Raw genomic sequence first — 14,320 nt, 5'->3', positions numbered from 1 at the left:
AACACCCAAAAAAGAAAAGTAAAATGGCAAAATTAGATTTAGCTTCTTCGGAATGGTGTCAACTGATTTTTGAAGGCAAGAACCAGGCATACGGAGCATATAGAATGCGTGCCAATTCAACAAAGCGGCACAATGTCGCCATGTTGATTGTGGTAATCATAGCGGCAGTCGGATTTAGCATCCCTACACTGCTTAAGTTGGCAACTCCGGAGCAGAAAGAAGTGATGACAGAGGTGACTACCTTGTCGAAATTGGCAGAGCCGGAAATCAAACAGGAAGAGATGAAACGGGTTGAGCCGGTGGCGCCTCCTCCCCCTGCACTGAAGAGTTCTATCAAGTTTACTGCTCCTGTCATCAAGAAAGATGAAGAGGTGCATGAAGATGATGAGATCAAGAGCCAGGAGGATTTGAATGCTACTAAAGTATCCATCTCTATTGCCGACGTAAAAGGTAATGACGAGGCGAATGGTAAAGATATTGCTGACCTTAAGCAGGTAGTGACACAGGCTGCACCGGAACCGGAAAAGGTTTTCGATATGGTAGAACAGATGCCGACTTTCCCTGGTGGTCAACAGGAATTGATGGCTTACTTGGGTAAGAACATCAAATATCCGACTATTGCACAGGAGAATGGAACACAAGGTCGCGTTATTATACAGTTCGTTGTTGAACGTGATGGTTCTATCACTGATGTGCGTGTGGCTCGTGGCGTAGACCCTTATCTGGATAAGGAAGCTGTGCGTGTGGTAAAAAGTATGCCGAAATGGCTCCCTGGTAAACAGAATGGAAAAGCGGTACGTGTGAAATTCACCGTTCCGGTAATGTTTAGATTACAATAAAAGATGATGAAGAGACAATTTAGGCTGATAGGACTCGTAGCGTTGGTGGTGTTGAGTGCTTGTAACTCAAAATCGAAAGGGCCGACGGATACTTATTCTTCCGGTGTGGTATCTATTGCAGCGGATGAGAGTTTCGAACCTATCATACAAGAAGAGATAGAGGTGTTTGAAAACCTTTACCCTTTGGCCGGGATTGTTCCTCGCTACACAACTGAAGTGGAAGCGATTAATTTACTTCTGAAAGACAGTGTCCGGTTGGCTATTACAACCCGGACACTGACTAAGGAAGAAATGAATTCATTCCACAGCCGTAAATTTTTCCCTCGCGAGATAAAATTGGCAACGGATGGTCTGGCATTGATCGTGAATCGTGCTAATCCGGATTCTTTGTTGAGTGTACGTGATTTTCGCCGCATCCTCACCGGTGAGGTGAAAAACTGGAAAGAGGTAAATCCGGATTCCCGCTTGAAGGGGATTCAGGTGGTGTTCGATAATAAGAATTCCAGTACCGTACGTTTTGCAATGGACTCAATCTGTGGTGGAAAACCGTTGGCTGAAGGTAACGTCAGTGCCTTGAAAACCAACCAGCAGGTGATAGACTATGTAGTGAAGAATCCTGATGCCATGGGAGTTATTGGAGTTAACTGGCTGGGGAACCGCAGTGATACGACCAATCTTTCTTTTCGTGAAGAGATCAGAGTGATGGCAGTCAGTGCTGAAGATGTGGCAACTCCTGCGAACAGCTATAAGCCTTATCAGGCCTATCTGTTCTATGTTAATTATCCGCTGGCACGATCCATCTATGCATTACTGAACGATCCTCGCAGTGGGCTGCCCTGGGGATTTGCTTCTTTTATGACATCCGACAAGGGGCAGCGGATTATATTAAAATCCGGACTTGTTCCGGCTACACAGCCGGTGCGTATTGTCCACGTGAAAGACGAATAATAACTAAAATTAGAGACTATCATGAAACGAGTACAAATGTTTTTAGCTGGAGCGTTTATAGCAGTAGGGTCGCTCTGTGCGCAATCAACCGATGCCGAATGGCAGGCGGAAGTTGCCAAATTGAAAGAAACTATTCAGACGAATCCGGCACAGGCTGCTGAAGAAGCCGAGCATCTGATTAAAGGAAAGAATAAAAAGAATGTGGAACTTTTGGTAGCTATTGGAAATACGTATCTGGATGCTGACAAACTTCCCGAAGCGCAAGAATATGCAACTCTTGCCAGAAAAGCGAATGGTAAATCGGCTCTTGCTTCTGTATTGGAAGGAAATATTGCCATGAAGCAGAAAAATGCGGGTCTCGCTTCTCAGAAATATGAAGAAGCGATTTATTTCGATCCGAAATGTACGGAAGCTTATCTGAAATACGCAGATGTTTATAAATCAGCCAATGCAAGTCTTGCTATTGAAAAGCTGAACCAATTGAAAGCCCTGGAACCGTCCAACACAGCCGTAGACAAAAAACTAGCCGAGATTTATTATTTAAAAAATGATTTTAGTAAAGCGGCAGAAGCTTATGCGAATTTTGCAATGGGGCCTACTGCTACGGAAGAAGATTTGGTGAAGTATGCGTTTGCTTTATTTTTGAACCATGATTTTGAGAAATCGCTCGAAGTGGCTAATATGGGATTACAAAAGAATGCCCATCATGCTGCGTTCAACCGTCTGGCAATGTATAACTATACTGACCTGAAGCGTTTTGATGAAGCGATAAAGGCAGCGGACATCTTCTTCAATGAATGTGAAAAAGCCGATTATTCTTATTTGGATTATATGTATTATGGGCACTTGCTGGAAAGTCTGAAAAAATATGATGATGCAGTAATACAATATGAGAAAGCGGTAAAGATGGATCCGAAAAAGACGGATTTATATAAAAATATCTCTTCTGCTTACGAACAGAAGAATGATTATAAAAAAGCAATCAGTGCTTACCAGAAATATTATTCATCCCTTGATAAAGAAAAACAGACTCCGGACTTACAGTTTCAGGTTGGTAGACTTTATTACGGTGCTGGTACGCAACCTGATTCATTGACAATCACTGTTGAAGAACGCAAGCAGGCGTTGATGTCCGCCGATTCTGTTTTCCATGCAATTGCAGAAGCAGCACCGGATAGCTACTTGGGTAACTTCTGGAGAGCTCGTGCCAATTCAGCACTGGACCCTGAAACCACTCAAGGACTTGCGAAACCTTTCTATGAGGAAGTGGCTGCTTTATTGGAAAGCAAAAATGATCCTCATTACAATTCAGCTTTGGTTGAATGTTACAGTTATCTTGGATATTACTATTTGTTAGCGATCGAGAATCCGGCATTGAAGGCCGAAGCAAAGGCTAATAAAGATAAATCCATAGAATACTGGAATAAAATTCTGGCTATAGACCCCGCTAATGCTACTGCTAAAAGGGCATTGGACGGCATCAAATAGTGAATAATTTTAGTTGTTTGTCGTGACAGGAGGAGTGGAGAGTGATCTTAGCTCCTCCTTTTTTTGCACTTTTTTCTCCTTTTCTATTGGAATATTCAAAAGATTGCCTACATTTGCGGTGTACTATTACACTAATACACTAAGAAACATTGTTCATTAAACAGAAATGCTATGATTACAGTAGAAAATCTTTCATTTACTTATCGTAAATCGAAGCGTGCGGTATTACATGATTTTTCGCTTTCGTTCGAGTCCGGCAGGGTATATGGACTGTTGGGAAAGAATGGCGCGGGAAAGTCTACTCTTCTCTATCTGATGTCCGGGTTATTGACTCCTAAAAACGGCAAAGTGGTGTTTCACGATACAGATGTGCGCCGACGGTTACCGGTTACTTTGCAGGATATGTTTTTAGTTCCCGAAGAGTTTGAATTACCTTCAGTCTCTCTGGTTAGCTATGTGGAGTTGAACAGTCCTTTTTATCCCCGTTTCAGCAAGGAGGAGATGATTAAATATCTCCATTATTTTGAAATGGATATAGATATTGATCTCGGATCACTTTCTATGGGACAGAAAAAGAAAGTATTCATGAGCTTTGCGCTTGCTACAAACACTTCTCTTTTGTTGATGGACGAGCCGACCAACGGACTGGATATTCCCGGTAAAAGTCAGTTCCGTAAGTTTATAGCATCGGGCATGTCGGATGATAAGACGATTGTAATTTCTACGCATCAGGTTCGTGACATTGATAAGGTGCTCGACCATGTATTGATTATGGATGACAGCCGTGTGTTGCTGGATGAATCTACAAGTAATATTTGCGACAAACTCTTCTTTGTGGAGAGTGACAATCGGGAACTGGCGAAAAATGCTCTTTTCGCAATCCCTACTATCCAGGGGAATTACCTGATACTTCCTAACGAAGAACAGGAAGAATCGGAATTAAATCTGGAACTTCTTTTTAATGCTACGTTGGCTGCTCCTGAAGAGATAGCCCGATTGTTTCACACTCAAAAATAAAAGACGATGATGAAAGATACTTTTTTCAGTTTGCCTCGTTTTATGAATCTTTGCCGTAAGGAGATGGTAGAGAGTTGGAGATCGAATGTGCTTCGTATGGTGTTGATGTATGGAGTGATGGCGGTGGTATTGGTTTGGAACGGATATACTCAATATAATTATCACGATTCGGTTTATTTTATTCGTCATGCAAATACCGATCCTGCATGGGGATTTATATTGATGGCTTTTTTGTGGTTTCTATTTGTTTTCGGGTGCTTAAGTGCATCGCTGGTGATGGAGAAGATGAAGAATAAGACTAGTCGGCTATCCACATTAATGACACCGTCCACTCCTTTCGAGAGGTTTTTTTCCCGTTGGCTGATATCAACTATCGTATTTTTAGTTGTTTTTTTGATTGCTTTTAAATTGGCTGATTATACAAGAGTAATGGTTTATTCGCTTATCTATCCGGAGGTAAAAGAGGTGATACTCCCTGTCAATCTGGGAGATTTAGTCGGTAGCGGGAAACGGTGGTTTTTATTCAATGAAACGTATCAGTTGATATTAGTCCTTTCTATATATTGCTTTGTGCAGTCATTGTTCGTATTAGGTAGTTCTGTTTGGCCGAAGAACTCTTTTCTTAAAACTTTTGTTTCGGTTACAATCATTGTTCTGATTTATGTATTGATGGGAATGTTGACGGGTAATATGCTATTTCATGGAAACAACAATAAAGATTACGGCTATATTTTTTCTTCTTTCACGGAGCAACAAGTTTTCACCTTAGGAACCATAGCCTTTATGTTTTTTGCATTGGTTAATTGGGTACTTGCCTTTTTTCGTTTTAAGGAGTCCGAGATTATTCAACGTATGTAATACTCTAGCCTATGAATTTTAAAGAAAGTAAAGCCATTTATCTGCAGATCGCTGATAGGATCTGTGATGAGATACTTCTGGGGCAATTTGGGGAAGAGGAACGCATCCCTTCTGTCAGAGAATATGCCGCTATTGTGGAAGTAAATGCCAATACAGTGATGCGCTCATTTGATTATCTTCAGTCACAGAATATTATTTATAATAAACGCGGCATTGGTTATTTTGTCTCTACCGGTGCAAGGGAACTGATTCATTCTTTGCGGAAGAATACTTTTTTGAAAGAAGAACTGGATTACTTCTTCAAGCAGATTAAGACACTGGATATTCCTATCAAAGAGATAACCGATATGTACCGGGAATTTTGTAAAAAAGAAAAGTAAAACAAATATTATGAAACGTACAACTTATATATTAATTGGGCTTTTTGTAGCCGGACTTTGTGTGCTGGTAGGCGGAATGTTTGTGATGTATTGTCTGGGGAGGCCGCACTTTTCCAATCAAATAAATCTGCAAGGAGAGCAGCTAACCAAAGAAATCCCGGCTTGCCGGGTAATATGGCTTGCTCAAACGGAGATGCATACAGAAGAATGTAGTGTCTGGCTGGCAAATTCTTTTTTGCGAGTGCTGCCTTCAAAAGGAGAGAAAAATGAATTTTCCTGTTCGCAGAAAGTAAATGACTATCTGAAAATGACTGTCATGGGGGATACGTTGAAAATTCTTTTGGACTATCCGCTGGATAAACTCCTGCAAGAGTTAAAGGAAGCCAGATATGTAGCGATGATAACGGGAGACATGCAACTGAATCTGACGCAAGAAGTGGAATGTGTTGTAAATGATATTTATATGCAAAAGATTGTTCTTAAAAATTTGACAAAGGATTCTCTTTCCATTAATACTTCTAATTCTATGCAAGTGGATTCGTGCGATTTTAGAGCTTTGCATGTTGCCAGGAGTGGCAGGAATGTGGAATTTCAGAGTGGTAAGATCAATAATCTGCATTTGAATCTGAATATGATGGATAATTGGTCTGTAAATGTGCAAGAATGTCGGATTGATACGGAATACTTGACAGGTCACAATGGGAATGTGAAACTTCAAAAAGGAGAGTGCAAACGTATGTTTTGGATTCCTGAAAAGGATGATGCCAAATTACAGGTAACTTTGACCGAAAAAGCCTGTGTGACGATGATAGAATAAACTGGCATATAGATTAAAAAAGGAGTAAAGATGTATTTATCATATTTTACTCCTTTTTTATATGGTTATTACAATGCTTTTGTCAGAGTGAAGCAATCGATATCCGGTGCCCAGTTGTAACTATTACCCATGCGAATGGTGTTATATCCTGCTTTTAGTTCAACGGGAACTGTGATTTTGTTATGGTTATTATCCTCTCTCAGAGAATCTATTTTGGTAATAATGCCGTTGACATCCAGTTCTATCTGGCGTCCTTTACCGTATGAGTAATGGATAGTCATGTTGTAGCGTCCGCCATCTCCGCTATACACTTCCTTCCATTCGGCATAATTTTCCGGTTGTCCACCCAGGAAACCTACTTTCATTTTGCCGGAAGCTTCTTTGTCATTGGCATAAAGAATACCTTTAGGATTTTTACCTAGGTCGTTGAAAAGAGGCAAGTAAGCCCATTCTGCTTCGTACAGAGTCGGTTCCAGACGTGTTTCGCCTTCCATGCGGAGGAACATGGCACTGTGTGTCGGAAGCGTTTGTTCGAATGTGCCGGAGAAGCTGCCTAAATCGTTATGTTTTACGAGATCACGTACTTTTACATTTCCTCCAAATTCCAATGAAGAGAACGGGACGGAGAAACTGCATACGGTATCGGAGGGATTGTAGAGAGCCACAGCACGTACGTTTCCACGTTTCTGTTCAATATCTTTCACGAGTACATAACCTTCATTTTCATGTTGCGCTACGTATGCTTGCAAACCCAGCGGGTCTTGGTTGAGGGCAATCAATTCTTTGTTTTTCAGCAGTTCGAGAGAAGACTCCGGTATGTTTTCCAGGTTACATCCGATAAGCAAAGGAGAGCTCATGATACACCATAAACCGAAATGAGCTTCTTCTTCTGTCGGGGTAAGACCTTGGCCGCCCACTTTGCTGTCGTTACGGAATCCGATAACCATCATGTCCATGTCATTGTAATGTCCGTTGCCGGCATAGGCAGACAGGTAAAGATTCTTGCCGACTACATATCTTAATGAGCCCCAATGTGCGTTAATATCACCGCTGATACGCCAGGAGGTTGCTGCGTCTTTGGCCCAAGTACCCGGGAAGGCCCATCGGCAGATATTGATGGAAGCATCTTTGTTCACTTTGTCTATACTGTTCCGGATTGAAGTGTAGCGTTCCTTTTCATTAAGTCCCAGCGCATCTCCTCCGCAATAGTCAATTTTGATAAAGTCGAAACCCCAGTCGCCAAAGTATAATTGGGCGTCTTGTGGTTCATGCCCGTAGATACCAGCTCCTATACCTGCAGTGTCATTGTCCCACATGGAACCGCACGTACTATTACCCGCATCGGTATAAAGGCCGGCTTTCATTCCCAGGCTGTGAATATGATCCGCCACCGGTTTCATGCCGTTCGGAAACCGTTTTTCATTTGCAAGCATTATTCCGTTGTCGTCACGTTTTCCGAAATAGCCATCATCAACATTGACATAATGATATCCGACATCTTTCAAGCCTTTTTCCACCATTAGGTCAGCCTGGTGTTTGATAATGTCTTCACTGATGTCTACACGAAACGCATTCCATGAACTCCATCCCATGATAGGAGGATTGACTGCCTTTTCATTTTCCGAAAGAGTGGTTTGAGTCTTTGTACAACTGATGCACATAAAAGAAGCTACTGCTACTGTAAAGAGATAAATCCTGTTTCTCATGATATAATAGGTTGGTGTTTTCTTGCATTGGGCTCAGTTGTAATTCTTGGGGGATTAAGTTTAGTCAATTCCCTTCATGCATATACCTTTGCTAGCCTAAAAAGGAAGAAGCTCATATCCACTACTCCTCTAAATGATGCCCTAAATGCTTTGATTTTAGCATTAAATGCTTCCGCTGCTGCATTTGTATTCCTGTTCACAAAGAAGTTCAAAATCCTTTCATAATGGTTCTCAATAGAGTTTGCTACTGTTGTGAATGTATCGTATCCATATTCTTCAATCTTATTATACCATAGTGCCAGCTTTGCTCTTGCTACATCCTTGTCATAGTTTGTGGAAAAGATCTTTCCCAACTCCAATGAGTAGTAATATACGTGCTTAATATCTTCAAACTGCTTGAAAAGTAATTCTGCCCTGATTTTCTGGCTCTTGGTCCATTTATCAGGTGATTTAAATAATAAATATCTGCTTCTGGCTAATAATTGCCTGAGTGTATCTCCGTTTTCGAGTTCTTCTGCTTTATGTACTTCCCCCTTCTCTTTTGCCGCTTTCATGGCTTTATTCTCCTCTTTTATCACTTGCCATCTATATGTAATACGCAACTCTTGTACAGCTTCGTATACAAGTTTTTGTACATGAAACCTATCAATCACCTGCATGGCACGTGGAAAGCACGTTTTCGCAATCTTTTGCATGCTCCCGGCCATATCCAGTGTAACCAAACTCGCCTCAGTCTGAAACCTTGGGGGATTGCGTTAAAATTCTTATTTTTGCATCATGAAAACATCCTCTTCCCAAACGATTGATCCTGTTGCTTCTTTAAGCTTGTTCTTGCCTTCAGGAATCCTTGATTACTTTACCCTAGTCAATCATGTTTCTCAGGATACTTGCTTTATTCTTTATTTAGAGGAGAAAGCCACTATTCCTGCTGAGTACTCTGATCTCCATCTTCACTCAAAAGGTTTCCTCCCTGAGATTGAAGTTCAGGACTTCCCTATCCGTGGTAAAGCCGTTTATTTACGTATCAAGCGTCGTCGCTGGGAAGATCCATCCACTGGGCAGACATATAGTCGTGACTGGAGTTTGGTAGCCACCGGTACTCGCATAACCGCTGAGTTCGGTGCTTTTTTAAAAGAATTACTTAGATAATCACGCCGTTAGCTGCCAAAGTGTAGCTGAGCATTACTGTATGGATGGCAAACAGCTTCAAAGCCAATATAAAGACCACCTGAGTGACTTCCAGAATTGGGATCAGAGAGCACATGCCCAAGAGTATATCCTTTATCCAAAGAATATGGGTTATCACCTATGTATTGACGAAACGGCTTTAAGTAAGGGAGATCTTTATACCATCTTAATAAATAGAGATAAGCGAGGTAGGAAAGGTTCTATTATAGCTGTAATTCAGGGCACTAAAACCGATGATATCATTGCGGTACTTACAAAGATGCCACAGGAGCTGCGTAATCAGGTCAAAGAAATTACACTGGATATGGCCGGGAGCATGCAAAAGATTGCCAAAACGTGCTTTCCACGTGCCATGCAGGTGATTGATAGGTTTCATGTACAAAAACTTGTATACGAAGCTGTACAAGAGTTGCGCATTACATATAGATGGCAAGTGATAAAAGAGGAGAATAAAGCTATGAAAGCGGCAAAAGAGAAGGGGGAAGTATATAAAGCAGAAGAACTCGAAAACGGAGATACACTCAGGCAATTATTGGCCAGAAGCAGATATTTATTATTTAAATCACCTGATAAATGGACCAAGAGTCAGAAAATCAGGGCAGAATTACTTTTCAAGCAGTTTGAAGATATTAAGCACGTATATTACTACTCATTGGAGTTGGGAAAGATCTTTTCCACAAACTATGACAAGGATGTAGCAAGAGCAAAGCTGGCACTATGGTATAATAAGATTGAAGAATATGGATACGATACATTCACAACAGTAGCAAACTCTATTGAGAATCATTATGAAAGGATTCTGAACTTCTTTGTGAACAGGAGTACAAATGCAGCAGCGGAAGCATTTAATGCTAAAATCAAAGCATTTAGGGCATCATTTAGAGGAGTAGTGGATATGAGCTTCTTCCTTTTTAGGCTAGCAAAGGTATATGCATGAAGGGAATTGACTAAACTTAATCCCCCAAGAATTACAACTGAGCCCCAAACTCCAGTCACGACTATATGTCTGCCCAGTGGATGGATCTTCCCAGTGACGACGCTTGATACGTAAATAAACGGCTTTACCACGGATAGGGAAGTCCTGAACTTCAATCTCAGGGAGGAAACCTTTTGAGTGAAGATGTAGATCTGAGTACTCAGAAGGAATAGTGGCTTTCTCCTCTAAATAAAGAATAAAGCAAGTATCCTGAGAAACATGATTGACTAGGGTAAAATAATCAAGGATTCCTGAAGGCAAGAACAAGCTTAAAGAAGCAACAGGATCAATCGTTTGGGAAGAGGATGTTTTCATGATGCAAAAATAAGAATTTTAACGCAATCCCCCAAGGTTTCAGACTGAGCCTTGCATTGCCGTCCCGATTTCGTCCCGGCGACTAAATAAAATTAAAGGGTAACTTACTGTAATCCAGAAAGCTACCCTTTATTTTGTCGGAATGAGGCGACTCGAACGCCCGACCCCTACGTCCCGAACGTAGTGCGCTACCAACTGCGCTACATTCCGATTGCTTAAGAAGTGGTGCCACCAGGAATCGAACCGGGGACACAAGGATTTTCAGTCCTTTGCTCTACCAACTGAGCTATGGCACCTTTCTCGTTTGCGGGTGCAAAGATAAGTATATTTTTTAATACCGCAATAACTTCGTGGGAAAATTTCGCCAAATTCTGACCGATGAAAATATTAATGAATTTTTGTTAGAATAAATATGTAGATAACTCACTATTTATGCAGCATATTTTATAAATTTACGCACTGAAACTATCAAAACATTATAAACACTCTAATCCTATGTCATCACTGGCAATTATTATTATAGTAGTTCTATCAGCTACCCTCATTTATGTGTGGGCAAAGTGCCAGTCACTTCAAAAAGAGGTACATTCGAAAGAAAATAAAGAGAATGAACTTAAGAAGTTGGCTTTGGTTTTGCAGAACATCAATGCCTACTTCTTATTGATTGACAAGGATTTTGTAGTCTGTGACACCAATTATTATTCTTTGAACCGTCTGCCTGTTCAGGTAGGTGGAGTTACAAAAAGAGTGGGGGATTTGTTGCATTGTAGAAACGCGATAGCAGCCGGTGAATGTGGTCAGCACGAACAGTGTAAACTATGTTGTATTCGTGCGTCTATCGGTAAGGCTTTTTATAAGAAAGCAAGTTTTAAGAATCTGGAAGCTTCGATGAAGTTGTTGAGTGAGGATGAAATGACAGTGACTCCTTGCGATGTATCAGTATCGGGTACTTATTTGAATATTCATGGCCAAGATTATATGGTGTTGACTGTTTATGATGTGACAGAACTGAAAAATGTGCAAAGGTTACTGACCATTGAAAAAGAACATTCCATCTCTGCCGAGAAATTGAAATCTGCCTTCATTGCTAATATGAGTCACGAAGTTCGTACACCGCTCAATGCTATTGTCGGATTTTCCGGTTTGATGGTGTCGGCTTCCGGCGAAGAGGAAAGAAAAATGTATGCTGATATTCTCGCAGAGAATAATGAACGATTGTTGCGCCTGGTGAATGATATTTTCGATCTTTCTCAAATAGAATCCGGGACGGTAGATTTCGTATATAAGGAGTTTGATGCCAATGATTTGTTGAGAGAATTGGATGGAATATTTAAGGCGAAATTGAATAACTCGCCGGTGGAATTGATTTGTGAGGCGCATGTGCAACCTATTATGATGTATTCGGAACGAGAACGTATCATTCAGGTATTGTCTAACCTCTTACATAATGCGATGAAATTTACTGCGTCGGGTGAAATCCGTTTCGGGTGCCGTTTGGAAGGAATGGAAGAAGTTTACTTTTTTGTGTCCGACACAGGCATTGGTATACCGGAAGAAGACCAGAAAAAGATATTCTCACGTTTCATAAAACTCGACCGTGAAATGCAGGGAACGGGACTTGGGCTGACTCTTTCGCAAACGATTATCCAAAATCTGGGTGGAAACCTCGAACTCGATTCGAAGGTCAACCGGGGATCTACTTTCAGCTTTGTGTTGCCGAGGGTGATTAAGCCGGAATTGATTAAGCCACAACCATAAAGTAAATCGCCCTTACTACAGTTGTAAAGTGTATCTCAAAAGTGTTAAATCTGACTTTTGGAGATGCTTCACTTGACTGTAGTGAGGGTGATTTTATAAATTCAAGGCTTTTCGAATTGTCTTGAACTTCTTAATGAACAGGATGAATGTTTAGTCTTTACGACTTAGGTGCATCCTTATCTTTGTCTCCGGTTCCCGGAGATGCTTTGCTGGCAGAGGAACTTCCGAAGGAAGCTGAACCGGAGGATGCTGTGCCTGAAGTTGCTGCATTAGAAGCGGTTGCACCGGGGGTAGCTGTGCTTGCCCCAGTTGTTCCTCCTGTGTGTGCAGAAGTTGCATTAGCAGGACGCGGAGCATTAACGCTGCTTGCACTAACATTTGCAGTGGCAGGTTGAGCCTGAACTTCCCAATGGAACGGTTCGAAATTGGAATTAGGATCTACCCAAGACGGTTTCTTGGAAGCGTAGATAATAAACGGAGCAACGACAACGATAATTGCACCGATAATTAGTACGGAGAACCAAACGGTGTTGCTACCGGTAGAAATCTGGCTGGGCGGGATGAAGCTAAGAATAAAGGCAAGTAATGATCCGCAGAAGCCAAGACCGCCAACAAACCACATCAGGCCGTTGCCGGATTTACCGATACGGAACGGACGGTTGAGTTTCTTCATCTTATAACGCAATGCGATAGCTCCGGAGAACATCAACAGGTACATAATCAGATAAAGAATAACTGTCAGCTGTGACAGAATTTGATAGAAACTCTGTACGGAAGGCATAACAACAAACAACAAACTTAATACGGTTACAGCGATACCCTGTACGAACAAGATATTCTTTTGTACACCCAGCTTGTTTGTTTTCTGGAAGAACGGAGGCATATAACCGGCTTTACCTACGGCAAATATACCTTTGGACGGACCGGCAACCCATGTCAATACACCAGCCAATACACCGAAAGCAAGAGCGACCGCAATGATTGGTGACAACCAGGAAGCATGAATATATTTGAAATAGTTGTCGAAACCGACGAGCAGGCTTTGAGTCAGGTTGATGTCTTTAGCAGGGATAATCACACCTAATGCGAAAGTACCCAAAACGAAGATCAACACTGTGATAAGCGCACCAATAAATACGGCTTTCGGATAGTTTTTAGAAGGGTTATCTACGTCTTTTACGTGGATACCGCCCATTTCCATACCGGCATAAAACAAGAAGATACTGGCAGCAAGAACGACATTATCGAAGTTGGTAAAGTCGGGGAAGAAGCTGCTGTTGAAATCCATATTGGAATGTCCGCCCGTTGCCAGGTAAATGATTCCTAAGATAATCAACAATCCGGCCGGGATAATGGTACCGACCATACCACCGATTTTGGCTACTTTACCTACCCAGCTCATACCTTTCAGGGAGATGAAAGTGGCCAGCCAATAGATGATAAGTACGACGACGAGCGTATAATACTTATTGTTTGCCAGTGACATGTCATGTACGTCATTCATTCCGATGAAAGCGATAGATACGGCACCAAACGTTAATACTGTCGGATACCAGATCGTACTTTCGATCCATTGCACCCAGATGGCGAGGAATCCCAGTTTCTTGCCGTAGGCCTCGCCTACCCACCGGAATACACCACCCTGCTTATCCTGAAACATTGCTGCCAACTCGGCTGCAACGAGCGATGTAGGGATTAGAAAGACAATAGCTGCAAAAAGATAATAGAAGGCCGAACTCATTCCGTATACGGCCTCGGCTGGTAGTCCACGCAAGGATACTACTGCCGTAACATTCATGATAGCAAGGGTAAACACACCCAGCTTCACTGCATTTTTAATATTTGCCATAAGTTAAGGTTTTAAGTGAAAAATATTTTAAAGTCAGTGTTATAACAACATTTTGCGCGAGATGTTTCCGCAATCTCTTTCAAAGTTCGTTAATTAACATCGCCGGAACGGGATATTGCAACCCCCGATTTACCTGTTTCGGAACAATTACTTTTCTCGATTGTTTCTAAACAATCTAAAT

General features: G+C 41.6%; 14 protein-coding genes and 2 tRNA genes. 10 read left to right on the top strand and 6 right to left on the bottom strand.

Features of this window, described 5'->3' with window-relative positions:
• Positions 1 to 23 precede the first annotated feature (23 nt).
• From INE92_RS16055 to INE92_RS16025, 7 genes are all read left to right on the top strand, one after another.
• Entirely contained in the window at positions 24 to 839 is an 816-nt protein-coding gene (locus tag INE92_RS16055) for an energy transducer TonB (RefSeq protein WP_004316568.1), read from the top strand.
• Between the two features lie 3 nt (positions 840 to 842).
• Positions 843 to 1,787 carry a PstS family phosphate ABC transporter substrate-binding protein gene (locus tag INE92_RS16050; protein WP_015531653.1) on the top strand — a complete coding sequence of 315 codons (945 nt, stop codon included), beginning with the start codon at positions 843 to 845 and terminating at the stop codon, positions 1,785 to 1,787.
• A 21-nt stretch (positions 1,788 to 1,808) separates the two neighbouring features.
• Complete coding sequence (locus INE92_RS16045; RefSeq protein WP_055236633.1) at positions 1,809 to 3,275, top strand: tetratricopeptide repeat protein; 1,467 nt, start codon at positions 1,809 to 1,811, stop codon at positions 3,273 to 3,275.
• Positions 3,276 to 3,446: 171 nt separating this feature from the next.
• The gene (locus INE92_RS16040) at positions 3,447 to 4,292 is read left to right on the top strand and encodes an ABC transporter ATP-binding protein (protein WP_004316565.1); all 846 of its coding nucleotides are present in this window, start codon (positions 3,447 to 3,449) and stop codon (positions 4,290 to 4,292) included.
• Positions 4,293 to 4,298: 6 nt separating this feature from the next.
• A complete protein-coding gene (locus INE92_RS16035; RefSeq protein ID WP_195436792.1) occupies positions 4,299 to 5,150 on the top strand; it encodes a hypothetical protein in 852 nt (283 codons plus the stop codon).
• An 11-nt stretch (positions 5,151 to 5,161) separates the two neighbouring features.
• Positions 5,162 to 5,530, top strand: a complete 369-nt coding sequence (locus INE92_RS16030; protein ID WP_008026532.1) for a GntR family transcriptional regulator — start codon at positions 5,162 to 5,164, stop codon at positions 5,528 to 5,530.
• Positions 5,531 to 5,540: 10 nt separating this feature from the next.
• The gene (locus tag INE92_RS16025; protein WP_008026530.1) at positions 5,541 to 6,347 is read left to right on the top strand and encodes a hypothetical protein; all 807 of its coding nucleotides are present in this window, start codon (positions 5,541 to 5,543) and stop codon (positions 6,345 to 6,347) included.
• Positions 6,348 to 6,415: 68 nt separating this feature from the next.
• Here the strand turns inward: INE92_RS16025 and INE92_RS16020 are convergent, their stop codons facing one another.
• Both INE92_RS16020 and INE92_RS16015 read right to left on the bottom strand, forming a co-directional pair.
• Positions 6,416 to 8,053: an alpha-galactosidase D gene (locus INE92_RS16020; protein ID WP_151921757.1), complete on the bottom strand. Its 1,638-nt coding sequence runs from the start codon at positions 8,051 to 8,053 to the stop codon at positions 6,416 to 6,418.
• Positions 8,054 to 8,127: 74 nt separating this feature from the next.
• Positions 8,128 to 8,748 carry an ISAon1 family transposase gene (locus INE92_RS16015; RefSeq protein WP_233476882.1) on the bottom strand — a complete coding sequence of 207 codons (621 nt, stop codon included), beginning with the start codon at positions 8,746 to 8,748 and terminating at the stop codon, positions 8,128 to 8,130.
• 82 nt (positions 8,749 to 8,830) lie between these two features.
• On the opposite strand from INE92_RS16015, the gene INE92_RS16010 reads away from it, so the two are divergent.
• Together INE92_RS16010 and INE92_RS16005 are read left to right on the top strand one after the other, a co-directional pair.
• Positions 8,831 to 9,202: an ISAon1 family transposase N-terminal region protein gene (locus INE92_RS16010; RefSeq protein WP_008640050.1), complete on the top strand. Its 372-nt coding sequence runs from the start codon at positions 8,831 to 8,833 to the stop codon at positions 9,200 to 9,202.
• Positions 9,203 to 9,242: 40 nt separating this feature from the next.
• Positions 9,243 to 10,178 (top strand): ISAon1 family transposase, encoded by a 936-nt coding sequence (locus INE92_RS16005; protein WP_008025715.1) that lies wholly within the window; start codon positions 9,243 to 9,245, stop codon positions 10,176 to 10,178.
• On the opposite strand, the gene INE92_RS16000 is transcribed toward INE92_RS16005, so the two are convergent.
• The 3 genes from INE92_RS16000 to INE92_RS15990 all read right to left on the bottom strand — a co-directional run bounded on the left by INE92_RS16000 (position 10,158) and on the right by INE92_RS15990 (position 10,828).
• A complete protein-coding gene (locus INE92_RS16000; RefSeq protein WP_233476881.1) occupies positions 10,158 to 10,532 on the bottom strand; it encodes an ISAon1 family transposase N-terminal region protein in 375 nt (124 codons plus the stop codon). The genes INE92_RS16005 and INE92_RS16000 overlap by 21 nt on opposite strands.
• Before the next feature lie 137 nt (positions 10,533 to 10,669).
• Positions 10,670 to 10,742: transfer RNA gene (locus INE92_RS15995), tRNA-Pro, on the bottom strand.
• Positions 10,743 to 10,755: 13 nt separating this feature from the next.
• Positions 10,756 to 10,828, bottom strand: a tRNA-Phe gene (locus INE92_RS15990).
• 199 nt (positions 10,829 to 11,027) lie between these two features.
• Here INE92_RS15990 and INE92_RS15985 point away from each other — a divergent pair.
• A complete protein-coding gene (locus tag INE92_RS15985; RefSeq protein WP_015531656.1) occupies positions 11,028 to 12,290 on the top strand; it encodes a sensor histidine kinase in 1,263 nt (420 codons plus the stop codon).
• Between the two features lie 157 nt (positions 12,291 to 12,447).
• Here the strand turns inward: INE92_RS15985 and gadC are convergent, their stop codons facing one another.
• Positions 12,448 to 14,139, bottom strand: coding sequence for a putative glutamine/gamma-aminobutyrate antiporter GadC (gene gadC / locus INE92_RS15980; protein ID WP_008026134.1), 1,692 nt, complete (start codon positions 14,137 to 14,139; stop codon positions 12,448 to 12,450).
• Positions 14,140 to 14,320 lie beyond the last annotated feature (181 nt).

The sequence above is a fragment of the Bacteroides xylanisolvens genome (assembly GCF_018289135.1).
GTDB classification, from domain to species: domain Bacteria; phylum Bacteroidota; class Bacteroidia; order Bacteroidales; family Bacteroidaceae; genus Bacteroides; species Bacteroides xylanisolvens.
The sequence above is the reverse complement of the archived record's forward strand: the minus strand, read 5'-3'. Positions and strand labels throughout refer to the sequence as shown.

What these genes read in the sequence shown, in the direction of transcription:
- INE92_RS16025 (WP_008026530.1), top strand. Translation starts at nt 5,541, where the DNA reads ATGAAACGTACAACTTATATATTAATTGGGCTTTTTGTAGCCGGACTT.
- INE92_RS16000 (WP_233476881.1), bottom strand. Translation starts at nt 10,532, where the DNA reads ATGAAAACATCCTCTTCCCAAACGATTGATCCTGTTGCTTCTTTAAGC.
- INE92_RS16035 (WP_195436792.1), top strand. Translation starts at nt 4,299, where the DNA reads ATGATGAAAGATACTTTTTTCAGTTTGCCTCGTTTTATGAATCTTTGC.
- INE92_RS16020 (WP_151921757.1), bottom strand. Translation starts at nt 8,053, where the DNA reads ATGAGAAACAGGATTTATCTCTTTACAGTAGCAGTAGCTTCTTTTATG.
- INE92_RS16040 (WP_004316565.1), top strand. Translation starts at nt 3,447, where the DNA reads ATGATTACAGTAGAAAATCTTTCATTTACTTATCGTAAATCGAAGCGT.
- INE92_RS16045 (WP_055236633.1), top strand. Translation starts at nt 1,809, where the DNA reads ATGAAACGAGTACAAATGTTTTTAGCTGGAGCGTTTATAGCAGTAGGG.
- INE92_RS16015 (WP_233476882.1), bottom strand. Translation starts at nt 8,748, where the DNA reads ATGCAAAAGATTGCGAAAACGTGCTTTCCACGTGCCATGCAGGTGATT.
- INE92_RS16005 (WP_008025715.1), top strand. Translation starts at nt 9,243, where the DNA reads ATGGATGGCAAACAGCTTCAAAGCCAATATAAAGACCACCTGAGTGAC.
- INE92_RS16010 (WP_008640050.1), top strand. Translation starts at nt 8,831, where the DNA reads ATGAAAACATCCTCTTCCCAAACGATTGATCCTGTTGCTTCTTTAAGC.
- INE92_RS16055 (WP_004316568.1), top strand. Translation starts at nt 24, where the DNA reads ATGGCAAAATTAGATTTAGCTTCTTCGGAATGGTGTCAACTGATTTTT.
- INE92_RS16050 (WP_015531653.1), top strand. Translation starts at nt 843, where the DNA reads ATGATGAAGAGACAATTTAGGCTGATAGGACTCGTAGCGTTGGTGGTG.
- INE92_RS16030 (WP_008026532.1), top strand. Translation starts at nt 5,162, where the DNA reads ATGAATTTTAAAGAAAGTAAAGCCATTTATCTGCAGATCGCTGATAGG.
- gadC (WP_008026134.1), bottom strand. Translation starts at nt 14,139, where the DNA reads ATGGCAAATATTAAAAATGCAGTGAAGCTGGGTGTGTTTACCCTTGCT.
- INE92_RS15985 (WP_015531656.1), top strand. Translation starts at nt 11,028, where the DNA reads ATGTCATCACTGGCAATTATTATTATAGTAGTTCTATCAGCTACCCTC.